Origin of the sequence: Chelativorans sp. M5D2P16 (genome assembly GCF_034427935.1) — a bacterium.
Taxonomy (GTDB): Bacteria; Pseudomonadota; Alphaproteobacteria; order Rhizobiales; family Rhizobiaceae; genus Chelativorans.
In genome coordinates this window covers 168,835-194,168 of sequence record NZ_JAXQNM010000040.1, presented here as the reverse complement: position 1 = coordinate 194,168, position 25,334 = coordinate 168,835, and the positions used below count along the sequence as shown (strand labels likewise).

At 65.8% G+C, this 25,334-nt stretch carries 22 protein-coding genes; 21 read left to right on the top strand and 1 reads right to left on the bottom strand.

Features of this window, described 5'->3' with window-relative positions:
* Position 1: 1 nt before the first annotated feature.
* The 7 genes from SIN08_RS21205 to SIN08_RS21175 are packed head-to-tail and all read left to right on the top strand — an operon-like array spanning position 2 to position 7,982.
* Complete coding sequence (locus SIN08_RS21205) at positions 2–1,207, top strand: ABC transporter substrate-binding protein (protein ID WP_322453604.1); 1,206 nt, start codon at positions 2–4, stop codon at positions 1,205–1,207.
* Between the two features lie 59 nt (positions 1,208–1,266).
* A complete protein-coding gene (locus SIN08_RS21200) occupies positions 1,267–2,154 on the top strand; it encodes a branched-chain amino acid ABC transporter permease (RefSeq protein ID WP_322453603.1) in 888 nt (295 codons plus the stop codon).
* Positions 2,151–3,959: a branched-chain amino acid ABC transporter ATP-binding protein/permease gene (locus SIN08_RS21195; protein WP_322453602.1), complete on the top strand. Its 1,809-nt coding sequence runs from the start codon at positions 2,151–2,153 to the stop codon at positions 3,957–3,959. The genes SIN08_RS21200 and SIN08_RS21195 overlap by 4 nt, the downstream gene beginning before the upstream one ends.
* Positions 3,946–4,650 carry an ABC transporter ATP-binding protein gene (locus tag SIN08_RS21190; protein WP_322453601.1) on the top strand — a complete coding sequence of 235 codons (705 nt, stop codon included), beginning with the start codon at positions 3,946–3,948 and terminating at the stop codon, positions 4,648–4,650. The genes SIN08_RS21195 and SIN08_RS21190 overlap by 14 nt, the downstream gene beginning before the upstream one ends.
* 1 nt (position 4,651) lies before the next feature.
* Complete coding sequence (gene fabG / locus SIN08_RS21185) at positions 4,652–5,461, top strand: 3-oxoacyl-ACP reductase FabG (RefSeq protein ID WP_322453600.1); 810 nt, start codon at positions 4,652–4,654, stop codon at positions 5,459–5,461.
* 43 nt (positions 5,462–5,504) lie between these two features.
* Positions 5,505–6,308: a shikimate dehydrogenase gene (locus SIN08_RS21180; protein ID WP_322453599.1), complete on the top strand. Its 804-nt coding sequence runs from the start codon at positions 5,505–5,507 to the stop codon at positions 6,306–6,308.
* Between the two features lie 60 nt (positions 6,309–6,368).
* Positions 6,369–7,982 (top strand): GMC family oxidoreductase, encoded by a 1,614-nt coding sequence (locus SIN08_RS21175; protein WP_322453598.1) that lies wholly within the window; start codon positions 6,369–6,371, stop codon positions 7,980–7,982.
* 33 nt (positions 7,983–8,015) lie between these two features.
* Here SIN08_RS21175 and SIN08_RS21170 read toward each other — a convergent pair whose 3' ends face one another.
* Positions 8,016–8,480, bottom strand: a complete 465-nt coding sequence (locus tag SIN08_RS21170; RefSeq protein WP_322453597.1) for an Lrp/AsnC family transcriptional regulator — start codon at positions 8,478–8,480, stop codon at positions 8,016–8,018.
* A 111-nt stretch (positions 8,481–8,591) separates the two neighbouring features.
* Between SIN08_RS21170 and SIN08_RS21165 the strand changes: the two genes are divergently transcribed.
* From SIN08_RS21165 to fhuB, 14 genes are all read left to right on the top strand, one after another.
* Complete coding sequence (locus SIN08_RS21165; protein ID WP_322453596.1) at positions 8,592–10,061, top strand: aminotransferase class V-fold PLP-dependent enzyme; 1,470 nt, start codon at positions 8,592–8,594, stop codon at positions 10,059–10,061.
* 315 nt (positions 10,062–10,376) lie between these two features.
* A complete protein-coding gene (locus SIN08_RS21160) occupies positions 10,377–11,885 on the top strand; it encodes an NAD(P)/FAD-dependent oxidoreductase (RefSeq protein ID WP_322453595.1) in 1,509 nt (502 codons plus the stop codon).
* Between the two features lie 7 nt (positions 11,886–11,892).
* A complete protein-coding gene (locus SIN08_RS21155) occupies positions 11,893–12,399 on the top strand; it encodes a hypothetical protein (RefSeq protein ID WP_322453594.1) in 507 nt (168 codons plus the stop codon).
* Entirely contained in the window at positions 12,396–12,986 is a 591-nt protein-coding gene (locus SIN08_RS21150; protein ID WP_322453593.1) for a peroxidase-related enzyme, read from the top strand. Before SIN08_RS21155 ends, SIN08_RS21150 begins: the two co-directional genes overlap by 4 nt.
* A gap of 14 nt (positions 12,987–13,000) precedes the next feature.
* Complete coding sequence (locus SIN08_RS21145) at positions 13,001–14,074, top strand: NAD/NADP octopine/nopaline dehydrogenase family protein (protein WP_322453719.1); 1,074 nt, start codon at positions 13,001–13,003, stop codon at positions 14,072–14,074.
* Positions 14,075–14,191: 117 nt separating this feature from the next.
* On the top strand, positions 14,192–15,301 hold the full coding sequence (locus tag SIN08_RS21140; protein ID WP_322453592.1) for an ABC transporter substrate-binding protein: 1,110 nt from the start codon (positions 14,192–14,194) through the stop codon (positions 15,299–15,301).
* A gap of 141 nt (positions 15,302–15,442) precedes the next feature.
* Entirely contained in the window at positions 15,443–16,429 is a 987-nt protein-coding gene (locus SIN08_RS21135) for an ABC transporter permease (RefSeq protein WP_322453591.1), read from the top strand.
* Positions 16,426–17,211, top strand: a complete 786-nt coding sequence (locus SIN08_RS21130; RefSeq protein ID WP_322453590.1) for an ABC transporter permease — start codon at positions 16,426–16,428, stop codon at positions 17,209–17,211. Before SIN08_RS21135 ends, SIN08_RS21130 begins: the two co-directional genes overlap by 4 nt.
* Position 17,212: 1 nt before the next feature.
* Positions 17,213–18,307 carry an ABC transporter ATP-binding protein gene (locus tag SIN08_RS21125; protein ID WP_322453589.1) on the top strand — a complete coding sequence of 365 codons (1,095 nt, stop codon included), beginning with the start codon at positions 17,213–17,215 and terminating at the stop codon, positions 18,305–18,307.
* 436 nt (positions 18,308–18,743) lie between these two features.
* Entirely contained in the window at positions 18,744–19,451 is a 708-nt protein-coding gene (locus SIN08_RS21120; protein WP_322453588.1) for an AraC family transcriptional regulator, read from the top strand.
* Positions 19,452–19,515: 64 nt separating this feature from the next.
* Complete coding sequence (locus tag SIN08_RS21115) at positions 19,516–21,639, top strand: TonB-dependent siderophore receptor (RefSeq protein ID WP_416208118.1); 2,124 nt, start codon at positions 19,516–19,518, stop codon at positions 21,637–21,639.
* Positions 21,633–22,439, top strand: a complete 807-nt coding sequence (locus SIN08_RS21110; RefSeq protein ID WP_322453586.1) for an ATP-binding cassette domain-containing protein — start codon at positions 21,633–21,635, stop codon at positions 22,437–22,439. Before SIN08_RS21115 ends, SIN08_RS21110 begins: the two co-directional genes overlap by 7 nt.
* Positions 22,436–23,326 carry an iron-siderophore ABC transporter substrate-binding protein gene (locus tag SIN08_RS21105; RefSeq protein WP_322453585.1) on the top strand — a complete coding sequence of 297 codons (891 nt, stop codon included), beginning with the start codon at positions 22,436–22,438 and terminating at the stop codon, positions 23,324–23,326. The genes SIN08_RS21110 and SIN08_RS21105 overlap by 4 nt, the downstream gene beginning before the upstream one ends.
* A complete protein-coding gene (fhuB, locus tag SIN08_RS21100; protein ID WP_322453584.1) occupies positions 23,319–25,316 on the top strand; it encodes a Fe(3+)-hydroxamate ABC transporter permease FhuB in 1,998 nt (665 codons plus the stop codon). The genes SIN08_RS21105 and fhuB overlap by 8 nt, the downstream gene beginning before the upstream one ends.
* Positions 25,317–25,334 lie beyond the last annotated feature (18 nt).

The following is a 25,334-nucleotide window of genomic DNA, read 5'->3' as shown; positions in this document are numbered from 1 at the left end:
CATGAGATTCGTTCATTATCTGAAAGCCACCGTCGCCGCCGCGACGCTGCTCACCGCGCCCGCCGCCATGGCCGACGTGCAGTTCGGCGCGCTCTATCCGTTCAGCGGGCAACTGGCGCTGCTCGGCGAGGAAAGCTTTCGCGGGCTTGAGATTGCGGTCGACGAGATCAACGCCGCCGGAGGGGTACAGGGCGAGACCGTGGTGCTCGCCCGCGGCGACGCCGTCGACAACAACCAGGCGATCGGCGAAGCGCGGCGTCTCATCTCGCGCGAGGAGGTCGTGGCGATCTTCGGTACCTATTCCTCCTCGCGCTCCATCGCCGCGAGCCAGGTGGCGGAACTCGCCGGCATCCCGTATTTCGAGCTCGGCGCGGTGGCCGACGAGGTGACCGGCCGTGGCTTCGAGAATCTTTACCGCACCAATCCGACCGCCGAGGACATGGGCAAGATGATCGTCGACATGATCGTCGACGTGGTGGCGCCCGGCGTCGGCCGCGAGCCCGGCGATCTCAAGATCGGCATCATCCACGAGGATTCCAGCTACGGAACCTCGGTCGCCCAGCACCAGCAGAACTACGGCGAGGAAGCCGGCCTCAACATCGTCACCACGCAGGCTTATCCAGCCTCGACGGTCGATATGTCGTCGCTCGTGCTCGACCTGAAGCAGCGCGGCGTCGACGTGGTGCTGCAGACTTCGTATCAGAACGACTCGGTGCTCTTCCTGCAGCAGGCCAATGAGGCCGAGTTCCAGCCCGCAGCCATCATCGGCGGGGGCGGCGGCTATTCGATGCAGCCGACGGCCGACGCGGTCGGTCACGATGTGATTGACGGCGTGCTCAACGTCGATTTCACCCAGTATCTCGTCAATACCGAGTTCACCCCCGGCCTCGAGGAATTCGTCCAGGCTTATCAGGAGAAGTACGGTGAATCGCCGCGTTCCGGCCATTCGCTGAACAACTATGTCGGCGCCAAGGCCATTCTCCAGGCGCTCGACGAGGCGGACGGCTTCTCGCCGGAGGAGATCAAGTCCACGGTCGAGGCGATCGATGTTCCCGAAGGCGAGACGGCGGCCGGCTACGGCGTCAAGTTCGGCGAGAACAACCAGAACGAGCGCGCCTCGATGATGGGCCTGCAATGGCAGGACGGAAAGCTGGTGACGGTCTATCCCGAGGCCGCGGCGGCGGCCGAGGTCGAGTTCACCAACTGACGAGAGATCGGCGGGGCGGCCTGGCCGTCCCGCCATAGCGCAATCCGGTGTGAGGCGTGATGGAAACCTTCCTGCAGGTGGCGGTCAACGGCCTGATGCTCGGCGGCTTGTTCGCCATCGTCGCCGTCGGCCTGACGCTGATTTTCGGCATCGTGAAAGTGATCAACTTCGCCCATGGCGAATTCCTCATGGTGGGCATGTACGCCACCTTTCTGCTGACGACCGGGTTGGGTATGCATCCGTACGTGACCGCGGCGGCCGTGGTGCCGATCCTCTTCGTGATCGGTGCCCTGACCCAGCGCTTCATCATTCAGCCGCTGCTTGCCGCCCATGACGAGCACATCCAGATCTTCGCGACCGTCGGCATCTCGACGGCGCTCATCAACCTCGCGCTCCTTCTGTTCGGCGCCGACATCATGTCGACCCCGTCCTACGGCTTGCGTTCCTCGATCGAAATCGGATCGGTGCGGATCCTGACCGGTCAGGCGGTGATCTTCGTCGCGGCGTCGGTGCTGGTGTTCGGACTGCACCTTTTCATGTCGCGGACGCTGTGGGGCCGGGCGATCCGTGCGGTCGCGCAGAACAGGGCGGCAGCACAGCTCATGGGCATCAATGTCGATCGCGTCTACGTGCTCACCTTCGGCATAGGAGCGGCCTGCGTCGGACTGGCTGCAAGCCTTGTCGCGCCGCTCTATCCGACCTCACCCACGACCGGCACCTATTTCGTGCTGACGGCCTTCGTGGTGGTGGTGCTGGGCGGGCTCGGATCGCTCGGCGGCGCATTCGTCGGCGCCATGGTCATCGGCCTCATCGACAGCCTGGCCGGGTTCTATATCGGCTCCGACCTGCGCGAGGTCGCCGTCTTCGCCGTCTTCCTGCTGATCCTGATCCTCAAGCCTTCCGGCCTGTTCGGAAAGCAGCTCAACCTCTCGCACGTGTCGCCATGACGGCCGCTTCCCCGCTTTCCCTGTCGCGCCGCCAAGGCCTTGCCGTTCGCCAGGGCGCCATTGCGCTCATCATCCTGCTGGGTCTTGTTCTCGTCCTGCCGGTCATGATCGGCGATGCCTTCGTCTACCACGTCTTCGTCACGATCTGCATCTTCGCCGCGCTCTCCACCGCCTGGAACATCGTCGGCGGCTATGCCGGGCAGCTCTCGCTCGGTCACGGGATCTTCTACGGCATCGGCGCTTATGTGGGCATGATGCTGATGAATGTCGGCGTTACGCCCTGGCTCGGCATGTTCGCCTCCGCAGCGATAGCGGCACTGGTGGCGATGGTCATCAGCTATCCCTGTTTCCGCTTGCGCGGCCCCTTCTTCGCGCTCGCCACTATCGCGCTGCTCGAGGTCTTCCGGGTCCTGGCGCTGCATTTCCGCGATATTACCGGCGGCGCGACGGGCATGATGGTCCCGCTCAATATCGGTTGGGAGTGGATGATCTTCCGCGAGCGGCTGCCGTCGCTCCTCATCGCCTTCGGCCTCATGCTCGTGACGCTCGCCGTCGCGTGGGCTGTCCGCTCGCGGCGCTTCGGCTTCTATCTGGTGGCAACACGCGAACGGGAATCGGCGGCCAGGGCGGCGGGCGTGGACACGGTGCGCGTGCGGCTCATGGCGGTCGCCGTCTCCGCCGCGCTGACGGCCATGGTCGGCACCTTCCATGCAATGTATCTCACCTTCATCGAGCCGGAGTCGGTCTTCTCGCTCACCCTGTCGATCCAGATCGCCATGTTCGCGCTGATCGGCGGCATCGGAACCGTATTCGGTCCGCTGCTCGGGGCTGTCCTGCTCGTACCGATCACCGAGCTTGCGCGCGGCTGGCTGGGCGCCGAGGCGATCGGTCTTCACGGTTTCGTCTATGGCGCGGTTCTCGTCGGTGTCGTGCTCTTCATGCCCAACGGCATCTCCGGCCTGCTCGACCGCTTCTTCAAGACGCGCGCGCCGGCGCGTACAGCACCCGGCGAGGTGGCCGCCGTGGCGGCCGCCCCGCGCGCGAGCGGAAACCCGCAGATCGGCGAAGACGTGCTGCGCGTTTCGGGATTGCAGAAGAGTTTCGGCGGCCTGCGCGTGACGCGTGACGTCTCCTTCACCCTGCGCGAGGGCGAAATCCTGGGGCTGATCGGGCCGAACGGCGCGGGCAAGACCACTGTTTTCAACATGATCTCCGGGTTCCTGGAGCAGGATGCCGGAACGGTCGAGGTGCGCTCCACTGATGGTTCGTGGCGGACACCCGTTACCCCCGGCGACTTCGCGGCGATCGGGGTCGGGCGAACCTTCCAGATTGTCCAGCCCTTCGCGGCGATGACGGTCGAGGAGAACATCATGGTCGGCGCCTTCCACCGTCATGCGGACGTGCATGAGGCCCGCGATCACGCTCGCCGTACGGCCGAACGGATGGGCCTTGCCGCCTATCTGGACATGGAGGCGCGCAGCCTGACCATTGGCGGCTTGAAGCGGCTCGAGGTGGCGCGGGTGATGGCCATGGAACCGCGCATTCTCCTGCTCGACGAGGTGATGGCCGGGATCAACCAGACCGACGTGCGACGCGCCGTCGACCTCATGCTGTCGATCCGTGACGGCGGCGTCAGCATCATCGCCATCGAACATGTCATGCAGGCGGTGATGTCGCTTTCCGACCGCGTGCTCGTACTGAACTCCGGCGAGATCATCGCCAAGGGAAGCCCCGGTGAGGTGGTGCGCGACCAGACCGTCATCGAGGCCTATCTCGGCAAGGAGTATATCGATGCTCAAACTTGAAGACGTCGATGCCGGCTATGGTGCGACAACCATCCTGCATTCGATATCGCTCGACGTCGGGTCCGGAGAGGTCGTTACCATCGTCGGCGGAAACGGTGCCGGCAAGACGACGGTCCTGCGCACGATTGCCGGGTTGATACGGCCGACCGCTGGACGCATCGTCTTCGACGGCAAAGACGTGACCCGCCTGTCCGCCCACGACATCGTGGAACTGGGTATCACGCTTATCCCGGAGGGCCGCCAGCTCTTCCCCGATATGACCGTGCGTGAGAACCTGCAGATGGGCGCCTTTCGCCGCACCGCTCGCGGGCAGATGTCCGAGACGATGGAGGAGGTGCTGACGCTGTTTCCGAGGTTGCGCGAACGGCTTCATCAGCCCGCCGTCTCGCTCTCGGGCGGTGAGCAGCAGATGGTGGCCATCGCCAGGGGAATGATGGCGCGGCCACGCCTTCTCATGTTCGACGAGCCGTCACTCGGGCTGGCGCCCATCATCGTCGAACAGGTTTTCGAGGTGATCGATGCCGTGGTGAAGACCGGCACGACGATCCTGATCGTCGAGCAGAATGTCTTTCACACGCTGAAGGCGGCGGATCGCGGCTACGTGCTGGAAAACGGCGAGATCGTCCTGAGCGACGCAGCCGATGCGCTGTTGCGCAACGACTATGTGCGCCAGGCCTATCTGGGGATCTGACATGACCGAGCGAGAGAGGGATCCGGAGGCGATCGCCAACCGGACGAGCCATGCAGGCAGGCGGGTGCTCGTCACGGGCGCGGGAAACGGGATCGGCCGGGCCATCGCCCTTGCCTTCGCCCGTCGCGGTGCAAAGGTGGGCGTGGCCGACATCAAGGCCGAGGATGTGGAGCGCACCGTCGCAGACATCCGCGCGCGGGATGAGGGAGAGGCGGCCGCACTCTCGCTCGACATCGCCGATTACTCGGCGCTGACCAAAGCGCTCGTCGGGGCGCAGGAGGCGCTCGGCGGCGCTTTCGACACGGTGATCAACAATGCCGGCATCTCCCCGAAGCATGACGGCGTGGCGCACAAGGTCTGGGAGATGGATCCCGACGAATGGCGCCGGGTGGTGGACGTCAATTTGACGGGTCCGTTCAACACCGTTCGTGCGCTCGCGCCCGCCATGCGCAAGGCGGGCCGGGGTTGGATCGTCAATATGTCCTCCGTCGCCGGCAAGACGTATTCGCCGATTGTCGCCTGCCATTACGCGGCGACGAAATCGGCCCTGATCGGCTTCACAAAGCATCTGGCCGCCGAACTCGGGCCGTTCGGGATCCGCGTCAACGCGCTCGCGCCCGGCCGCATCGAAACGCCGATGGTGCGCGGCGTGGGGGCGGAGGTGAACGCCGAGCAGGTGAGGTTGACGCCGCTCGGCCGGCTCGGCGACCCGGATGAGGTGGCCGATGCCGCCTTGTGGCTGACGTCGCCGGAATCGAGCTTCGTGACCGGCCAGACCGTCGACGTCGCCGGCGGGCTCTACATGACTTGAGCGTCCCCGCCCGAGACCGGAGCATAACCGAGTGCAGGAAGACATGAGCCCGACCGAAATCACCGGCCGCACGCGCATTTACGGCATTCTCGCCGATCCGATCCATCACGTGAAAACACCGCAGGTCATGAACGCGCTCCTGCGCCGCCACGGCGTGGAGGGTGTGCTCGTGCCCTTTCATGTCGCGCCCGGCGGGCTTCAAGATCTGCTCGGCGGCTTGCGCCGCACCGGAAATTTCGGGGGCTTCATCGCCACGGTGCCGCACAAGACCGCGATGCTGAGGCTGTGCGACCGTGTTTCCTCGGCGGCCGAGATGATCGGCGCGGTGAACTGTGTCCGGCGGGAGGCGGACGGTAGCCTTTCCGGGACAATGCTCGACGGCATCGGCTTCATCGAGGGGCTGCGGGCCGCCGGCGTCGAGCCGCGCGGGCTTTCCGCCTATCTCGCCGGGGCCGGCGGCGCGGGTCGGGCGATCGCCTTCGCGCTCGCCGAGGCGGGCGTCACGCGCCTGACCATCGCCAACCGCACCCTGAAAAGGGCGCGCGAATTGGCAGAGGCCGTGGCCGCGGCGTTTCCCGCGGTCGCCGTCTCCGCCGGGACGGAAGGGCTCTCCGATCACGATCTGATCGTCAACGCGACTTCGCTCGGCCTCGATCCTGCGGATCCGCCGCCCGTCGATGTGACGCAACTGAGGCCCGGCCAGGTCGTCGCCGAGGCGATTATGGAGCCGGAAGTCACCCCCTTGCTTGAAGCCGCAAAGGCATGCGGCTGTAGGGTGCAGCCCGGCCGGCCGATGCTCGACAGCCAGATCGCGCTCATGGCGCGGCACATGGGGGCGCTCTCATGACGCCTTGCCGTCGCGCGCGGCCGGGTTTGTGCCCGCCGGCCTGGACGCGGGAATAACGCTATGGCCGAGGCAGCGACATTCGACTACGTCATCGTCGGCGGAGGAACGGCGGGCTGCGTCCTGGCCAATCGGCTGACCGCTTCGGGCCGGCACTCGGTGCTCCTGCTCGAGGCGGGCGGCGAGGGGAGGGGATTCTGGATCCCCATCCCCGCCGGTTTCAATAAGCTTTTGACCGACCCGCGTCACAACTGGCGGTTCGCCACGGAGCCTGAACCGGCAACCAACAACCGCGTCATCGCCGTGCCGCGGGGCAAAGGTCTCGGCGGCTCCACCCTCATCAACGGCATGATCTACATTCGCGGCCAACAGCAGGATTACGACCGGTGGGCGCAACTCGGCTGCACGGGCTGGAGCTTCGAGGACGTCCTGCCCTATTTCCGCCGGGTGGAGAACTTCGACGGGCCGGAGGATGCCTATCGCGGGACCGGCGGACCGCTGCCCGTGACGGTGGTGCGCGAGCGGCCGGAGATCGCCGAAGCCTTCATCGCCGCCGCCGAAGCGGCCGGACATCCGCGCAATCCGGACTATAACGGCGGGACTCAGGACGGTTTTGGCTACTATCAGGTCAATCAGCGCGACGGCCGCCGCATCAGTGCGGCCGACGCCTATCTGAAGCCCGCCCGCCGCAGGCCCAATCTGCGCGTCGAGACGCATGCGCGCGCTTTGAAGCTCGTATTCGCCGACGGCCGTGTGCAGGGCGTCATGGTACGCACGCGCTCCGGCGAGCGGCTTTTTCGGGCGCGCCGCGAGGTCGTCCTGACGGCCGGTGCCGTCCAGACGCCGCAGCTTCTGGAGCTTTCCGGCATCGGCGCGCCCGCCGTGCTGCAGGCGGCGGGCATTCCGGTGCGCCATGCGCTCCCGGGTGTGGGGGAAAATTATCTCGACCATTTCTGCACCCGGATGAACTGGCGCGTCCGCCTGCCGGTCACCCTGAACGAGGCGACGCGCGGGTGGCGGCTTCTCGGCTCCGTCGCGCAGTATTTCGCCACGCGCCAGGGCATCCTCACCCTCGGCACCGGACTGGTGCACGGCTTCGTGCGCACGAGGCCTGGGCTGGACGGGCCGGACGTCCAGTACTTCTTCATGCATGCGAGCTACGCCAACGCCGCCGAACGCCGCCTCGACCGCCATCCCGGGATGACGATCGGCGTGACGCAGTTGCGGCCGGAATCGCGCGGCAGCATTCACATCAAGGCGCCCGGACCGGATACCCCGCCGGCGATCCGCCCAAATTTCCTCGCCGCCGAGGAAGACCGGCGCTCAATGATCGAAGGCATGAAATGCGCGCGCCGCATCGTCGAGCAGGCGCCCATGAACCGCTATCGCGGGCCCGAGATGAGCCCGGGACCCGCCTGCCGTACGGATGAGGACTGGCTGGCCTTCGCCCGCGACAACGGGCAGACCATCTACCACGTCGCCGGGACCTGCCGCATGGGCGCGGATGCCGAGGCGGTGGTTGATCCGCGCCTGCGCGTGCGCGGCTTGGCGGGCCTGCGTGTTGCCGATGCGTCGGTGATGCCGGCCATAATCTCGGGCAACATCCAGGCCGCCGTCTTCATGATTGCCGAAAAGGCTGCGGACCTCATATTGGAGGACGCTTCCCAACCTGGCTGATGCGCAGTGATCCGCGTGCGCCGGGCCATGCGTTCAGATCGGCAGCGGCCGCCGCTCCTCGATCGCTTCCATGGCGAAATAGGAGGTGACCGATTCCAGCTCCACCTTCTGGATCAGCCGCTGGTAGACGAGATCGTAGCTGGCCATGTCGGCGGTGACGATGCGCAGCATGTAGTCGTAGTCGCCGCCGATGCGGAAGAAGTCCACCACTTCGGGAATGCTCGAGACGTGCTGTCGGAAGCTCTGCAGCCAGGCCGCCGAGTGGTGTCGCGTCTTGACCATGACGAAGACGACGAGGCCAAGGCCGAGCTTGCCGCGGTCGAGCCGCACCGTGCGACCGCGTATGATGCCGGCGTCCTCCAGCGCCCGCAGCCGCCGCCAGCAGGCGTTTTGCGAAAGGCCGACGCGGTCGGCCAGGTCGCGTTGCGAGAGCGCCGCGTCCTGTTGCAGCTCGCGCAGGATGCGCTTGTCGATATGATCGATCTTTTGCCTGTTCATCCGATCATATGAACGATTATCGACCGAGATTGCAATGCAATTGGTGGGAATGATCGTGTCAGATCGTGCCAAACTTCACCGCCAAAAGCACGACAGGCGGAAAGAGCAGGCATGCAGGGACTTGAGCATTTTGCCGAAAGTCTGAGGGGCGACGATCTGCCGGCACGGCTGCGCGCCGGCCTGATCGGCGAGAGCGCCCGCATCGAGGGGCCTTTCGGGCCGAAGCCGCTTATCTATGCCGACTATGTGGCCTCCGGCCGCGCACTCGTCCAGATCGAGGATTTCGTGCGCGAGGCGGTACTGCCCTATTATGCCAACAGCCACACTGAAGCATCCCATTGCGGCGCGTTCTGCACACGTCTGCGCGAAGAGGCCCGGGACGTTGTCCGTCGCGCGGTGCGGGCGGACGAGGCGACGAGCGTGGTGTTCGCCGGCTCGGGCGCCACGACCGGCATCAACAAGCTGGTACGGCTTTTGCAGGTTCCCGAGATGGCCGCGGCGGGGCAGCGTCCCGTGGTGTTCATCGGCCCCTACGAGCACCATTCGAACATTCTGCCCTGGCGTGAGAGCGGTGCGGAGACCGTCGAGATACCGGAGGCCAGGGACGGCGGGCCCGATCTCGATATCCTCGCGCACGAGCTGGAAAGTCGCCCAAGCGCCGTGCTGAAGGTCGGCGTCTTCTCCGCGGCCTCGAATGTAACGGGCATCGTCACCGACACGGACAAGGTCACGCGGCTGCTCAAGGCGCACGGCGCTCTCGCCGTCTGGGACTATGCCGGCGGCGCACCCTACCTGGCGATGGACATGCGCGCAGGCACGGACTGCGCGAAGGACGCCATCGTCTTCTCGCCGCACAAGTTCCCCGGCGGCCCGGGGGCGTCCGGCGTGCTTGTCCTGCGCAACGCGGTTGCGCGCACGCAAAGGCCGAGCATGCCCGGCGGCGGCTCGGTCACCTTCGTCTCCCCCTGGACGCACGACTACTCAGCCTCGCTGTCGGCGCGCGAGGAAGCCGGAACACCGAACGTCGTCGGCGATATCCGCGCGGCCCTCGTGCTCCTCGTCAAGGAGGCGCTCGGCCGGGATTTCATCGAACGCCGCAACCATGCGCTGCGTGAACGCGCGCTTGCGGTCTGGTCGGCCAATCCGCATATCGAACTCCTCGGCAACACGCGCGCGCCGGCATTGCCGATCTTCTCTTTTCGGGTCCGCCGTACCGACGGTACGCATCTGCATCACCAGCTCTTCACCCGAATGCTGAGCGATGCGGAAGGGATCCAGGCCCGCGGCGGCTGCGCCTGCGCGGGACCCTATGCACATCGTCTGCTCGATATCGACGAGGGACGCTCGCGTGCCCTGCTTGCCGCCATCCGCGCCGGACGCGAGATCGAGAAGCCGGGTTGGGTACGGCTCAACCTGAGCTATCTTCTCGACGACGAGAAGGCGGACAGGATCATCGGCGCCGTCGACCGGCTTGCGCGCGGGGCGGAGACAATCGCCAATGCCTACACCTTCGATCCGACGACGGCACGCTTCAAGCACGAGACCACGCCGCGGGATCTTGAAGAAAGGCGGGTCGGTTGAGGGGCGATTTTTTCGGTTGACCATGGAGCAGGACGGGGCGTTGATGGTTAAATTCCGGCAGGCGCACGGGTTTCTGCGGCTCCGTGCCGCGCGGAAGCGGCCGCGGCCGACAATGGGGGCAGTCGTCTCCACATCCTGCGATTTGACCGGCACGCCCGCCTGCGCATATGCATGCCCGCCGGCACGGTGTGGGCGTGGCCTCGCCAACAATATACGCGTGCGGCCGGGACATTTGGAACGACTATGGGGCGAAAGGGCTGCGGAAAGGGCGGAAATACCTTTTCACGGTCGGCCAGAAGGCGAAGATAGACGCGTATGAACATATCCGGGACAACAGAAATCGAAACGGGCCGGCGGCGCCTGGCCGAACTCGAGGCGCGTGTGAGGCGGGACCTCGATTATCTGTGCCTGCCGCCGGCGAACTGGGTGCCTTCACGCAAGCACGAGGGCGAGCACGTTCATGACATCGTCCTCATCGGCGGCGGGATGGTCGGGCTCGTCGGCTATTTCGCGTTGTGGAGCGGAGGCATGCGCAACATGCGTATCCTCGACCGCAGCCCCGCCGGCCGCGAGGGGCCGTGGCTCAACTATGCGCGCATGGAGACGCTGCGCTCGCCCAAGCAGCTCACGGGCCCCGCCTACGGCCATGCCTCGCTCACCTTCCGCGCCTGGTTCACCGCGCAATATGGCGAGGCGGCCTGGGAGGCGCTGGACAAGATTCCGCGGCCCATGTGGATGGACTATCTCGTCTGGTACCGCAAGGTGCTGGACATTCCCGTCGAGAACGAGGTGGAAGTGACACAGGTGGCTCCCGAGGGGCCGTATCTGCGTCTCGAGCTTGCCGGCCGCGGCGCTCGGGAGGAATCGATCCTGACGCGCAAATTCGTCATGGCGACGGGGCGCGAGGGGCTGGGGCGGCCGAACATCCCCGCTTTCGTGAAAACGTTGCCACGGCATGCCTGGGCACACTCTTCCGACGACATCGACTTCGCGGCGCTGAAGGGCAAGCGCGTGGTCGTCATCGGTGTCGGCGCTTCCGCCGTCGACAACGCCGCGGAGGCGTTGGAGGCCGGCGCCAGGGAAGTCCGCCATGTCATCCGGCGCAAGGAGATGCCGACCATCAACAAGATGATGGGCATCGGCTCATTCGGCTTCACGGCAGGATATGCGCAGCTGCCGGACGAATGGCGCTGGCGCTTCATGCAGTATTCCTTCGTCACCCAGACGCCCGCCCCGCGCGGCTCGACGCTGCGGGTGAGCCGGCACGACAATGCCTATTTCCACTTCGGGCAGGGCATTGCGCGCATGGCGCACGAGGACGGCGAGGTGGTGATCGAAACGACCGCGGGCAAGCGGCTCAAGACGGATTTCGTCATCCTCGGCACCGGCTTCACGGTCGACCCGCTGGCGCGCACCGAGCTGGGCGAGGCGGCCGCGGAGATCATGCTGTGGCGCGACCGTTATACCCCGCCGCCGGGCGAGGAGAGCGAAGAGCTGGGCAATTTCCCCTATCTCGGGCCGGACTTCTCCTTCCGCGAGCGCACCCCTGGACGAGCACCGTGGCTTTCCAACGTCTACTGCTTCAATTACGGGGCCTCGGCGAGTCTCGGCAAGGTCTCCGGCGACATCCCGGGCATCAGCGAGGGCGCTTCGTGGCTGGCTCGCGAGATCGCCGCCACCCTTTACCGCGAGGACGTCGAGATCCACTGGCAGGGCATGCTTGATTATTCCAAGCCCGAGCTTCAGGGCGACGAATGGACGGAATCGGAAATCGAGGACGAAACGCAGGCGGCATCCGCGCCCGCCTGCACCGAGGGGAGCTGAAGACGCGATGAGCGAAGTCTTTTCCGACGACATCGTCGCACGGCAGGCCGGGGCTGACGCCTCTGACCGGGTCCGCGCGGCGCTTGAAGGCCGCGCCGATGTGATGGCGATGACGCAGGCAACCCACGACGCCGCGCTGAGGCCGGCCGACCCCGGCGGCCTCTCCCTCGCGTTGCGGGCCGCACTCGCCGTGCGCGTTGCCCGGCTGAACGAGAACGCGGAACTTGCCGACCACTATCGCGCGCTGCTCGAAAAGGCGGGCGCAGGTGAAACGGAAAGCGCGGTCTCCGATCCCGCCTATAGGGGTCATGAAGAGGAGCGCCTGTCGGCGATTATCGCCTTTACCGATCTCGTCTCCATGCGGCCGCGGGACACGCGGGCCGCCGACATCGAGGCGCTGCAGGTGGCCGGCATCCCTGATGCCGATATCGTGCGCCTTGCCGAACTCAACGCGTTTCTGGCCTATCAGATCCGCGTGATCGCGGGATTGAAGCTGATGAAGGCGACGGCATGAGCGACATCATTCACGAATTCACGACCGAAATTCCGCACTGGCGTCCGCGCGTGAAGCCGATCGACCTTGCCGAGGCGACGCCCGAGCAGCTCGATGCGCTGAAGGTCACGCCGTCCAACACGAAGGTGTCGGACTACGTGCTGGTGCTTGCCAACGACGTCGAGACGCTGAAGGTCCGCACACCGCTCTTCAACGCGATCATGTACAATCGCGGCGGGCTCGGCAGGGCCGAGCGCGAGCTGGGCGCGACGGCCGCCTCGGTGGTCAATCGGTGCGTCTACTGCGCCGCTGTCCATGCCAGCCGCTACAACCAGCTCGCCAAGGATGAAAGCGTGATGGAGCGCGTTTTCCGTGACGGCGAGGCAGCCGAGCTCGATGAGCGCCAGCAGGCCATCTTCCGCTTCGCGGTCAAGCTCTCCAAGGCGCCGAGCGCGGCGGATGAAAAGGACATGCAGGCCTTGCGCGACGCCGGCCTCGATGACGGGGAGATCCTGGATCTCATTCTCTCGGCCTCGCTTTTCGGCTGGGCCAACCGGCTGATGCATGTGCTGGGCGACCCGGTCGCCAAGGAGGGGCAGACGCGATGACGGCGGGCGAAGGATTGTGCGTGGGCATTGCCGGCGCCGGCGCCATCGCCTTCGGCGCGGCCGCCTTTCTCGAACAGGCCGGCCACCGGCCGGTGCTGTGGTCGCCGTCGGGCGAGCGCACCAGGCGACTGGCAGCCGGTGAGCCTCTGACAGCCACCGGCGCGGTGGAAGGCACCTTCCATCCGGGCGTCGCCGAGAGCGCCGAGGCGCTCGTGCGTAAGGCCGAGGTGCTGCTCGTCGCGGTTCCGGGTTACGGCCACAAGGCCGTCTTCGACGCCATCGCGCCGCACATCCGCGCCGGGCAGGCCATCGTCATCTCCTCGCACGCCTCCTTCGGCGCGCTCTATCTTTCCCGGTTACTCGCCGACCGCAGGGTCACGGCACCCATCATCGCCTGGGGAACGACGGCGACGACGGGGCGGCAGCCGAGCCATGTCGAGGCGAGCGTGAACACGGTGCGCAGCAAGATCGACATGTGCACGCTGCCCGAGGCGCGTTCGGCCGAGGGGCTTCTGCTCTGCCGCCGCCTTTTCGGCGACCGCTTCGTGGAGCGCGAAGGCCTGCTCGCCATATCGCTGTCGAACCTCAATCCGCAGAACCACATGGGCATCGCCCTGTGCAACATGACGCGCATGGAGCACGGCGAGACCTGGAGCCAGGGCTTCAACGTCACACCCAATGTCGGGCGGCTTCTGGAGGCGCTGGATCGCGAGCGGCTCGCGATCGCGGAGGCCCTCGGCCTTTCCGTGCGCACCATCTTCGAGCATTTCCACCTGTCCTTCCACGTGCCGCAGGACACGGTCTCGAACATGAACCAGGAGATGCACCGGCAGGGCCGCGGCGGCACCGGCCCCGCAACGGCGGACAGCCGCTATGTCACCGAGGACGTGCCCTATGGGCTTTTCGTCACCGTGAAGCTCGGTGAGATGACCGGGCGCGAGGCGCGGCTTCACCGTGCCGGGGTCGAAATCTTCTCCGCCCTCTACGGCCGCGACTTCGCAGGCGAGAACAGCCTTGTCCCGGCACTGGATCTGGACCGGATGACGCTCGATGATCTGAAGTCGCTGACGCGGAGCGGTTTTGCCTGAAAGGCGGCGTGACAGGTGCTGCAAGGAATGCGAAGAAGGGGCCGCGAAGAGCCCCGCAAAACCCAGGCACGGGAGAGCCCGTGTGACAAGATACCAACCAGAAGAGGGAATATCGCCATGAGCAAGTTCGCAACGAGCCGCAGAGGCTTCATCAAGACAGGTGCGGCGGGCGCGTCCATGCTGGCTTTGCCGGCCTATCTGCGCTCCACCGCCGCGCGGGCGTCCGGGGTCGTCAACGTGTGGACCTATGCCAACTTCATCCCGGACGATTTCAAGGCCGAGTTCGAGAAGGAGACCGGTATCCAAATCAACGTCCGGCTCGTTGACGACCAGGGCAAGCAGTTCAACCTGCTGGCTGCCGAGGCGCCAGAGCCCACGGTCGACATCGTGACGGTCGCGGGCCATCGGTTCCTGCAGTTCATCGACTCGGAACTCCTCGCCCCCCTCGACACCGACCGCCTGACGCACTGGGGCAACATCAATCCGGTGTACTCGGAGAGCGACTGGGCCACCATCAACGGCAACAAGTGGGGTGCGCCGATCCTGTCGGGCGCCGAGGTGCTGGCCTACAACACCGAGGTGGTCAGCGAAGAGGAGGTGAAAAGCTGGGACGTCATGTTCGACCCGAAGTACCAGGGTCAGACGGCCTATATCATCCAGGACATGATGTCCGTCATGATGCTCTACATGGGCTATGACGGCAACATGATCGAATACAAGGACAATCCCGAGAGGGCGGCGGAGGTCGTCACGGAGGTGCGCGACTTCCTCATCGAGCACAAGCCGATGGTGCGCAAGTACTACGACTCAGGCGCCGAGATCCAGCAGATGTTCGTCAATCAGGATGTGGTGCTGGCGCACGCCTGGAACGGCCCCATCGCGACCCTGATTGCGGACGGTTTCCCCGTCGACATGACCATTCCGAAAGAGGGGACCTACGGCTTCGTCTACACCTTGAACGTGACCAACAACGGTCCCAACCAGGACAACGCCTACAAGCTGATCGACGCGCTTCTGGCGAGTCCGGAAGTGGGTGCCGCGATGACGCGGTCCTCCGGTTTCATCTCCACCTTCAAGGGTGTCGATCAGCATCTGAGCGAACTCGAGCGGAAAGCCTCCTCCTTCACCGATGAAGAACTTGAGGGCCTCCAGTTCTTCAGGGCCGAGGCGAACGACCTGAAATACGAACTCGTCGACCCAGCAGTCGAGGAGATCAAGGCGGCTTGACGACCACGGGAGAACGGAGCGGGCGACTTCGTCCGCTCCTGCGGTTTCCTTTTTGCCCCGTCTTGGACGCCTGGCGACGGGGCGCTGCTCCGAGGCGCCTCGGCAAGGGACGCGGTGCGCTAGACGGATGATCGCCGGAACATGACGCAGACGGACATAGAGCAGGCCGAACTCGGCTCGGCCACGAAGGATGGCGGAAAGCGCAGCCTCTGGGGTGCGCTCCTGACCAACGGCCTTTATCAATCGATCACGGAGACGCTGTTCAAGACACAGCGCCGGCAGTTCGTGCTGCTGGCGAGCTTTCCGCTGTTCTGGGTCTTCTTCGCTCACCTCGGGCCCATCGTGGAGATGTTCTGGATCAGCTTTCTCGACTCCTATCCGCCCACGGCCGGCCAGGAGCCGCGGTTCACGTTTCAGAACTGGGCCGCCTTCTTCAACGAGCAGATCTTCATTATTCCGTACTTCCGCACGCTCGCCTTCGCCACCGTGCTGACCTTCTCCACGCTCGTCATCACCTATCCGGTGGCCTATTTCCTGGCCAAGCATGTGAGCCGCAAGAACCAGCTTCTTTTGCTCCTGCTTCTTCTCATCCCCTTCTGGGTGGGCGAGATCGTGCGCACCTATGCGATCATGATCCTGCTCGGCAACAACGGTGCGGTGAACCTCATTCTCAGATGGCTGGGGCTCATCGAGCGGCCGATCCCTTTCATGTATACGAGCTTCTCGCTGGGCATGGGCATCATCTATCTCACAGCGCTCTACATGCTTCTGCCGCTATACTCGGCGCTGGAGAAGATTCCGCGCAACTATCTGGAAGCCGGGGCCGACCTCGGCGCCGGCGCCTGGACCCGCTTTCGCCGCATCACGCTGCCGCTCTCCAGGGAAGGCATCGCCTCGGGCTGCACGCTCGTCTTCCTGATCTCGACCGGCTACTACGCCACCCCGGTGCTGCTTGGCGGACCGAGCACGACCGTCTTCGCAGAGACGATCGCCGGCTTCTTCCACGTCGCCGGCGACCAGTGGCCGACGGGCGCGGCATTCTCCGCGATCATGCTGATCACCACGCTCGCCATTGCCGGGATCTTCCTGAAGCTGATGGGTCGTGACGGGAAGGGGATGATGCAATGACGCGCCACACCCGCATCCTCATGTCGGTCATTTACGGCGCCTTCGTCGTCTATCTCTTCGTGCCGCTCGTCCTCATGGTGCTGATGGGCTTCAAGGATTCCAAGTTCATCGGCTTCCCCATCACGAGCTGGACGATGGACTGGTATCTGGGTGTCTTCCAGGATACCGAGGTGCTGACGGTCTTCGCCTATTCGATGACGATCGCCGTCTCCTCAACGCTTCTTTCGCTCGCCATCGGCACCTGGATCGCCGCCTTCCTCGGGCCCAACCGGTTTCGCGGCAAGCTCATCGTCTTTGCGCTCACCTGCCTGCCGGCGGTCATTCCCGGCATCATCTCGGCCATCTCGCTGCGCATCTTCGCGCGTCTGCTCGACATCGAGCCGGGGATGCTGGCCATCATCCTCGGTCATACGGTCCACAACGTGCCCTTCGTGGCGCTCGTCGTCATGGCGCGTCTGTCGACGCAGCCGAAAAGCCATGTCGAGGCCGCGCGCGATCTCGGTGCCGACAGTGTCGTCGCCTTCTTCCGCGTCACGCTGCCCTATCTGAAGCCCGCCCTGATCGGCGCCGGCATCTTCTGCATGCTCCTGTCCTTCGACGACTTCGTGCGTGCCTTCTTCCTCGGCGGTTATCAGCCGACGCTGCCCGTGCTCATCTTCGCCATGCTGCGCTCGGGCATGTCGCCTGAGATCAACGCCATCTCGACCATCGTTCTCATCCTGACCGCCGTGCTCGGCCTGTGGGCCGAGCGCTCCATGCGGCGGCTCAACAAAGGTGCCTGACATGAGCGGCGAAAGGGACGTCATCGTCCATCTGGACAAGATCACCAAGCGCTTCGGCAAGACGGTCGCCGTAGACCGGCTGGACATGCAGATCATGGCCGGCGAATTCGTGACCTTTCTCGGCCCCTCCGGCTGCGGCAAGTCGACGACCTTGCGCATGCTGGGTGGTTTCGAAACGCCGGACGAAGGCCGCATCGTTCTCGACGGGACGGATGTGACGCGGCTGCCGCCCAACCGGCGCGACGTCAACATGGTCTTTCAGGATTACGCGCTCTTTCCGCACATGACGGTCGGGCAGAACGTTGCCTTCGGGCTGGAGCTCAAGGGCAAGGGACGGTCGGAGATCGACCGGCGCACCGGCGAGCTTCTGGAGTTTCTCCAGCTTGGCGGGTTCGAGGAACGCACGCCTGACCAACTCTCCGGCGGCCAGCGCCAGCGCGTGGCTCTGGCGCGCGCTCTGGCGCCCGATCCGAAGCTGCTTCTGCTGGACGAGCCGTTGGGCGCACTCGATGCCAAGTTGCGCGCCCAGGTTCAGGTGGAGCTCAAGGACATCCAGAAGCGCACCGGCAAGACCTTCTTCTTCGTCACCCACGACCAGGACGAGGCGCTGACCATGTCCGACCGCATCGTGGTGATGAATGCCGGACGGGTGGAGCAGGCCGGCACGCCGGAGGATCTTTATTTTCGCCCCGTCAGCCGTTTCGTGGCGGAGTTCATCGGCGAGACCAACCTGCTGGAAGGCAAGGTGCGCGGCAGTGACGCGGACGCGATCGTCATCGACTGGAACGGTGTCGAGTTGCGCGGCTCCGCGCATGGCCACCGGCCGGAACCGGGCGAAAACGTCATGGCCGCCCTGCGGCTCGAAAACGTGGCGTGCCATCCCGACAAGCCGGCCGCGGCGAATGCGGTCCAGGGCCGCATCGTCAGCCGGCTGTTCAAGGGCAGCCGCACCGCCCTCGACATCCGCGTCGGCGAGCGCGACGACGCCGTAATCAAGGCCTATGTCGACGCGGCCAAGGCCCAGGGACTGCCGCAGGATCATCTCTGGATAAGCTGGGACATCGAGCGGCTCACCCTTCTCAAGGACTCCGCCTGAGACACGTCTTCGCGTTCGGCCGAGCGCGGCCCTCTGCGATGAATGCACACGGTCCGAAGCGTTGATTGCCGGGCGGGAGGCGCGGTCACATGCCCGTGCCCCTTGAGAGTTGCGGCAAATGACAGTAATAAACTGATAAGAGAAGTCAGGTTTAAGCAATCCCCCTTTCCCGGCACTGATCGCATCGGCCATGTTCCACCCCCAGATGGAATCCCGCGTCAGCGGCGTCACCATTCTCGCAGACCTGCGGTGGCGGGCGTGGCCGGGGCTCATCGCGGACGTTTGGGACGTGGCATGCGAGTCTCGGGCTCGGGGAGAATATGTTTCGCGCGCCCCGCGCCTTTTCATGCTCTTGGAGAGCGATCCTGCCACCTCCATCGATCTCACGTGCGCATCCGACGCGCGGCCCTGCGCAAGGCTCGGTCCGGAAAGCCCGATGTGCTTCGTGCCGGCGGGTATGCCGCTCTGGTCGCGCCTGAATGGCGGCGGGCGCTTGCGGCACCTCGACATTCACTTCGACATCGCCTCCCTTTCCAGGCGCTTTCCCGGCATTGTCCGGGATGGCCGTTGGGATAGGCCGAGACTCATGTTTGCCGATCCGCGGCTGATGGCGCTGGCGCGGCTTTTCGCGCTGGAGTGTTGCGAGAAGAACGAGGCTGGCCCGGTCTATGACGAGAGCCTGGTGACGGCACTGCTGGCCGCCATGGGGACGGGTGAGGTCGAGGCGGCGGGCGAGGGCGGTCTGACGGCGCACCAGCTCAGGCGGGTGACCGGGTTCATCGAGCAAAACTGCGCCCGCAATATCCGGCTGCAGGAACTGGCCGGGCTGGTCGGGCTCTCGCCTTCCCACTTTTCGCATCTCTTCAAGGCGGCCACCGGCCTTCCGCCTCACCGCTGGCAGTTGCGCAAGCGCGTGGAACACGTGAAGGCCATGCTGGCGGCGGGCGAGACGTCCCTGACGGAGGCGGCGGTCGTCGCCGGGTTTTCCGATCAGGCACACCTCACCCGCGTCTTCCAGCGCTTCACCGGCGTGACGCCGGCGGCATGGCAGCGTCGGCTCGGCACGCGATATCGAGCGGGGCCGCAGGCGTTTCGTTCAAAAGAGCGGAAGAACGTTCAATCCCCCACATCGAACTTGAGTTAGATGCTCACCTTATGTCGCCGGCTGGGGCCGGCCCGTCTCCGGGGGATGAGCATCGATGATGATTATGCGTGCGGTGAAGTTGGCGTTTCTGGGCAGTGCCGCGACGGTCGGCCTTTCAAACGGTGTCCTTGCGCAGCAGGTGGATTCGGACGCGACACGGCTGGAACGCATTGAAGTCGAAGGCGAAACGGCGACGGGACCAGTGGGCGGCTACATAGCCGGGCGCACGGCGACCGGCGCCAAGACCGACACGCCGTTGAGTGAAATCCCGCAATCGGTGTCCGTCATCGGCCGCGAGGAAATGGACGATCTCGGCGCGGACAAGGCCGACGAGGCGTTGCGCTACGCCGCCGGCGTCTTTGCCCAGCCCTTCGGCTACGACAGCGATACGAACTGGATTTTCATCCGCGGCTTCCAGGCCACCCAGACCGGCGTCTATCAGGACGGGCTGCCGCTTTACAGCTATGGCTTCGGCGGCTTCTTCATCGACAGTTTCACGCTGGAGCGCATCGAGGTGCTCAGGGGTGCGTCCTCCGTCCTCTACGGCGGCAGCAACCCAGGCGGTCTGGTCAACTATGTCAGCAAGCGCCCGACCGGCGAGCGGCGGCGCTCTGCCGAGACCTGGATCAACGATGCGGGCAAGGCGTCCTTGGGCTTTGACCTCCAGGACCGGGTAAGCGATACGCTCGACGCCCGGCTGGTCGGTCTCGTCAGGGGCGGCGACGGCTACACCGATTTCGAGGAAGGGTTCCGCGGTGTCGTTTCGCCTTCATTCACCTGGACGCCGGACGATGCCACGAGCCTGACGGTGCTCGGCAATTTCACCTATATGGACGAGGTGCACGGGGGCGGCGGTTTCCTGCCTTACGTGGGCACGGTCGTGGATGCTCCGTTCGGCCGCATCAGCCGAGAGGCCAATTTCGCCGAGCCGGACATCGACACCTATCTGCGCCGTCAGGCCTCGCTCGGCTATGAATTCGAGCACACCTTCGACAGCGGCTGGACCGTGCGGCAGAACGCGCGCGCGGGCTATGCCGACCTGCACGAGGTGGCGCCCTATCCCTATGGCTATGCGGGCTTCTCGCCGACTCCGGCCGGTCCCGACAATCTACTCGAGCGGATCAACTTCGAGCATCGGACCAAGACCACCACCTTTCTCCTCGACAACCAACTCGAGGGAACGGTGCAGACCGGACCGCTGCAGCACCGGTTGCTCCTCGGGGCCGATTACAAGTATTTCCGCATGGATCAGGTCCAGGCCTCGAGTACGGCAACGCCGATCAGCGCGACGGATCCGATCTACGGCACCCCGCAGCCGGCCCCGGTTCCCTATATCGACCAGGAAGTGACGCAGCGGCAGGTCGGGTTCTATGTCCAGGACCAGATCCGCTTCGGCGGCGGCTGGATCACCACGTTCAACGGGCGCTATGACTACGTGGCGACGAAATCTGAAGGGACGTCGGATTTCGATACCTCCGACGGCGCCTGGAGCGGCCGCCTCGGACTGGCCTATCAGTTCGCCAACGGCGTGACCCCCTATGCGAGCGTGTCGACCTTCTTCAATCCCCTCTTGGAAACCACCGCAACGGGCGAGCTTTTCGAGCCGGAAGAGGGCTACCAGTACGAGGTCGGCCTGAAATACGAGCCCACCTGGATGGACGGTATCTTCACCGTCGCGCTGTTCGACCTGACGCGCCAGAACGTCGTCACCGGGCCTTTTCTCGCGGAAACGCAGATCGGCGAGGTGAATTCGCGCGGCGTCGAATTCGAGGCCAAGGCCAATCTGACGGAAAACTGGCGGGCGCGGGCGGCCGTGACCCTGCTGGACGTCGAGACCACCAGCGACGAGGATGCCGGCCTGATTGGCAAGACGCCCACGGCGGTGCCCGAACAGCAGGCGGCGCTGGCACTCGACTACACCTTCAACGAAGGCCCGCTCGACGGCTTCACGCTGGGCGGCGGCGTGCGCTATGTCGGCTCGTCCTGGGCGGACGACCAGAACACGCTGAAGGTCCCGTCCTCCACCGTCTTCGATGCCCGGATCGGCTATGAAAGGGGCAATTTCGGCGCCGACCTCTATGTGACCAATCTCTTCGACGAGGTCTATGTGGCAAGCTGCCAGGAAGCGCTCAGCTGCGCCTATGGCGAGGGCCGGTCGATCAAGTTCAAGCTGCATGCGACATGGTGACGAACGACCGGGAGAGACAAGGGACGGAAGCGCTCTACCGCCTGGAGGGCGTCCGCTTCGCGGCGGACGGAAGGGATATCCTCGGTCCGATCGACGCCGTTTTCGAGCGCGGCCGGATCCATGGCCTTATCGGCCCCAACGGGTCCGGCAAGTCGACGCTGATGCGCATGCTCGCCCGGCAGGAACGGCCGAGCGCCGGCAGGGTTCTCTTTCGCGGCGAGGATGTTTTCTCCTTTTCCGAGCGCACCTTTGCGCGGCAGGTTGCCTACATGGCCCAGTTCGCACCGGCCGCGGAAGGGCTGACCGTCGAAGAGCTTGTCGCCCTCGGGCGCTTCCCCTGGCACGGCGCCCTCGGCCGCTTCAGTGACACCGATGCAGAGAAGGTGGAGGAAGCGCTCGCCGCGACCGGGCTGGGGCCTCTGCAGCGGCGGCTCGTCGACAGCCTCTCAGGTGGCGAGCGCCAGCGCGCCTGGCTCGCCGTGATGATCGCCCAGGAGGCGGGTTGCCTGCTTTTGGATGAGCCCACCTCCGCGCTGGACGTCGCCCATGAGGTGGAGATGCTGACCCTTCTGCACCGGATGACGGGCGAACGCGGCGTCACCGCCATCGTCGTGCTCCACGATATCAACATGGCCACGCGCATCTGCGATGCACTGGTGGCGTTGCGCGACGGCGTCATCGTCGCCGAAGGTCCTCCGGAACAGGTCATGCGCAGCGATGTGCTGGCGCGGATCTACGGCATCGGCATGGGAATTCTCGAGCACCCGCGGACGGGCGCCCCGATAGGCTATGTGGAATGAGGCCGTCGCTGCTGACACGACGCACTTTCATGGGCCTTTCGGCCGGTGCGGTCCTGGCAGCCGGAAGCGCCGCTGCCGCTCAAACGCGCGTCGCGGCGATCGACTGGGCGATGCTCGAAACGGCGCTGGCGCTAGGCATCCTTCCAGTCGCCGCGACAGAGCTCGTCCAATACCGCAAGATCGTGGTCGAGCCGCCCGTACCCGAGACGACGGCCGATATCGGCCTTCGCGGAACGCCGAACTATGAAATGCTGCGACTCGCCGAGCCCGATCTCATTCTGTCCTCGAATTTCTACGTCGCGCAGCACGCCAGCCTCGAACGGATCGCGCCGGTGGTTTCCGCTCCCGTGTACCAGCCGGGAAGCCCGGCCTACGAGCTGGCCGAAGGAGCGGCTCGGGCGATCGGTTCTGCAACTGGCCTCGAACGGCAGGCCAAGGACCTGATCGGGCAGAGCGCGGCCACCCTGCGCAACTCCGCGAAGCTTCTCGAACCACTGACCGACAGGCCAACCTTCGCCATCAGCGTCGGCGATGCACGGCACTTCCGCGCCTTCGGTCCCGACAGCATGATCGGCGGCGTGCTGGAGCGGCTCGGCTTTGAAAACGCCTGGCATGCCGACACCAGCTATTCGGCTGCCGCGCCGGTGGGCTTCGAGGCCTTGGCCGAGGTGCCGGAAGCGCGCGTGATCATCGTAGAGCCGATCCCGCCCGACGCGGGGCCCGGGCTTCTGGAGAATGCCCTGTGGCGCGCGCTGCCCATGGTCCGCGAGGGCCGCGTGGTCACGATCGCGCCGGTCAATCACTTTGGCGGGCTTCCCTCGGCCATGCGCTTCAGCCGATTACTGGCCGATGCCATGGATGGGCAGGCGGGAGAGGGCCGTGGCTGAAAGAGCGTCTGCGCATCGCCTTTGGCTCTGGAGCGGTCTTTTCTGCCTCGCCGCCGCGCTGAGCGCGTTCCAGGTTGCGGGCCCGGTCGCCGCCCGCTGGTCTGCCGCCGGTGGCGGCCCGGCCTCCGATCTCGACCGCGCCATTCTCTTCTACGGCACGCTGCCGCGCATCGCCGTCGCATTGCTCGCTGGCGCGGCGCTTGGGCTTTCCGGCTACCTGTTGCAACGCGTGCTGCGCAATCCGCTTGCCGAGCCGACCACGCTGGGCATCGCCTCGGGCGCGCAGCTCGCCATGGCCGTTGCAACCCTCTATTTCCCCGCCGCGATGTCCTGGTCCCGGGAGGCGGTGGCCCTGGCCGGCGGTTGTGCCGCCGCCGGGCTCGTGCTCGCGCTGACGTGGCGGCGCGGCCTCGAGCCCGTTTCTGTCCTGCTTGGCGGGATGATGATTGCGCTCACCGCTTCCGCGGCGAGTGCGGCGCTTATCCTCGCCAATGGCGAATACATGTTCTCGCTCTTCATCTGGGGTGGCGGATCCCTCGTGCAGCAGGGCTGGGACGCCACCTTGTCCATCGGCGCCGCTTTTGCCGTCGTGGCGGCGCTCTCCATGCTCTTGCTGCGGCCGCTCACCATCCTCGGGCTCAATGACGAGAGTGCGCGCAGCCTCGGCGTGGCGTTGCATGCGACCCGCTTTCTGGTCATCGCGCTCGCCGTCTGGCTGGCGTGCACCGTCACGGCGCACCTCGGCGTCATCGGCTTTGTCGGCCTCGCGGCACCCGCGCTGGCGCGCCTCAGCGGAGCACGCACGCCGCGCCAGCTCGCGGTCGGCTCCGTGCTGGTGGGCGCACTCATCCTGTGGCTTACCGACATGGTCGTGCAGCTTTCCTCCGGCGCGGGCGGAGAGCGTGTCCCCACGGGTGCCGCGACCGCGCTCGTCGGGGCTCCCTTGCTCCTTTGGATGCTGCCGCGTCTTTCGATGCTCGCGCGGCCGCAACTGGGCAGCACCACGGCGGCGGCGCGGCGAACGCGGTTTCCGTGGCGGCTCGTCGCGTTTCTGGCGCTTGTGGCGACTGCGGCGGCGATCGTCGCCCTGGCTCTCGGGCGGGGTCCGGAGGGCTGGTCGATCGCGACGGGCGAGACCTTTGCCGATCTCGTACGTTGGCGCGGGCCCCGCGTTGCCGTGGCGGCCATGGCGGGGGCGATGCTCGCGGCGGCGGGCGTCGTCCTGCAAAGGCTGACGGGCAACCCGCTTGCCAGCCCCGAAGTGCTCGGCGTGGGCTCCGGTGCCGGGGTGGGGCTTGCCGCCGCGCTCTTCCTGTTCGCGTCTCCGGGGCTCGCCCTTCGCCTCGGCTTTTCCGTTCTCGGCGCGCTTGCGGTGCTGGCCGTCATGCTGGCGGTTGCCGCACGCGCCTCCTTCGGGCGCAGCCATCTCCTTCTGGCCGGCATTGCCGCGGGCGCGCTGTGCAGCGCCGTGCTCACCTCGGTCATCGCCATGGGCAACGTGCAGTCCTACGAGATTCTGCGCTGGCTGAGCGGATCGACGAACGATGCCGGGTGGAGCGATGCCGTCTTCGCCGCGTTCGCGGCGAGCGCCTTGATCGCACCCGTCCTGCTCGTCTGGCGCTGGCTGGAGATATTCCCGCTCGGCGATACCGTCGCCTCCGCGTTGGGCATCCCGGTCAGGCGGAGCCGTGCCGTCCTCGTGGGAACGGCGGCGCTTTTGACGGCGGCAGCATCGCTTTTGGTGGGCCCCTTGAGCTTCGTCGGCCTGGTGGCGCCGCATGTCGCGCGCCGGATCGGGCTCCCCGTAGGCCCCGCCCATCTGTTCGGGGCGGTCTTGATCGGCGCCACGCTTCTGATCGTGGCGGACTGGCTCGGCCGAATGATCGCCTTTCCCTACCAGATGCCCGTCGGGCTCTTCGCCGCTGTGGTTGCCGGACCGTATCTCGTGTGGCTTCTCGGCAGGGGACGCAATGAACTTGCCAGGTCGTGAAGTGGATCGAACATCGAG

Bases quoted from the DNA above. Each gene is read 5' to 3' on its own strand.
- SIN08_RS21120 (WP_322453588.1), top strand. From the start codon at position 18,744: ATGTGCTTCGTGCCGGCGGGTATGCCGCTCTGGTCGCGCCTGAATGGC.
- fabG (WP_322453600.1), top strand. From the start codon at position 4,652: ATGACCGAGCGAGAGAGGGATCCGGAGGCGATCGCCAACCGGACGAGC.
- SIN08_RS21200 (WP_322453603.1), top strand. From the start codon at position 1,267: ATGGAAACCTTCCTGCAGGTGGCGGTCAACGGCCTGATGCTCGGCGGC.
- SIN08_RS21190 (WP_322453601.1), top strand. From the start codon at position 3,946: ATGCTCAAACTTGAAGACGTCGATGCCGGCTATGGTGCGACAACCATC.
- SIN08_RS21155 (WP_322453594.1), top strand. From the start codon at position 11,893: ATGAGCGAAGTCTTTTCCGACGACATCGTCGCACGGCAGGCCGGGGCT.
- SIN08_RS21105 (WP_322453585.1), top strand. From the start codon at position 22,436: ATGAGGCCGTCGCTGCTGACACGACGCACTTTCATGGGCCTTTCGGCC.
- SIN08_RS21130 (WP_322453590.1), top strand. From the start codon at position 16,426: ATGACGCGCCACACCCGCATCCTCATGTCGGTCATTTACGGCGCCTTC.
- SIN08_RS21135 (WP_322453591.1), top strand. From the start codon at position 15,443: ATGACGCAGACGGACATAGAGCAGGCCGAACTCGGCTCGGCCACGAAG.
- SIN08_RS21140 (WP_322453592.1), top strand. From the start codon at position 14,192: ATGAGCAAGTTCGCAACGAGCCGCAGAGGCTTCATCAAGACAGGTGCG.
- SIN08_RS21195 (WP_322453602.1), top strand. From the start codon at position 2,151: ATGACGGCCGCTTCCCCGCTTTCCCTGTCGCGCCGCCAAGGCCTTGCC.
- SIN08_RS21165 (WP_322453596.1), top strand. From the start codon at position 8,592: ATGCAGGGACTTGAGCATTTTGCCGAAAGTCTGAGGGGCGACGATCTG.
- SIN08_RS21110 (WP_322453586.1), top strand. From the start codon at position 21,633: ATGGTGACGAACGACCGGGAGAGACAAGGGACGGAAGCGCTCTACCGC.
- SIN08_RS21150 (WP_322453593.1), top strand. From the start codon at position 12,396: ATGAGCGACATCATTCACGAATTCACGACCGAAATTCCGCACTGGCGT.
- SIN08_RS21205 (WP_322453604.1), top strand. From the start codon at position 2: ATGAGATTCGTTCATTATCTGAAAGCCACCGTCGCCGCCGCGACGCTG.
- SIN08_RS21180 (WP_322453599.1), top strand. From the start codon at position 5,505: ATGAGCCCGACCGAAATCACCGGCCGCACGCGCATTTACGGCATTCTC.
- SIN08_RS21125 (WP_322453589.1), top strand. From the start codon at position 17,213: ATGAGCGGCGAAAGGGACGTCATCGTCCATCTGGACAAGATCACCAAG.
- SIN08_RS21175 (WP_322453598.1), top strand. From the start codon at position 6,369: ATGGCCGAGGCAGCGACATTCGACTACGTCATCGTCGGCGGAGGAACG.
- SIN08_RS21115 (WP_416208118.1), top strand. From the start codon at position 19,516: ATGCGTGCGGTGAAGTTGGCGTTTCTGGGCAGTGCCGCGACGGTCGGC.
- SIN08_RS21160 (WP_322453595.1), top strand. From the start codon at position 10,377: ATGAACATATCCGGGACAACAGAAATCGAAACGGGCCGGCGGCGCCTG.
- SIN08_RS21170 (WP_322453597.1), bottom strand. From the start codon at position 8,480: ATGAACAGGCAAAAGATCGATCATATCGACAAGCGCATCCTGCGCGAG.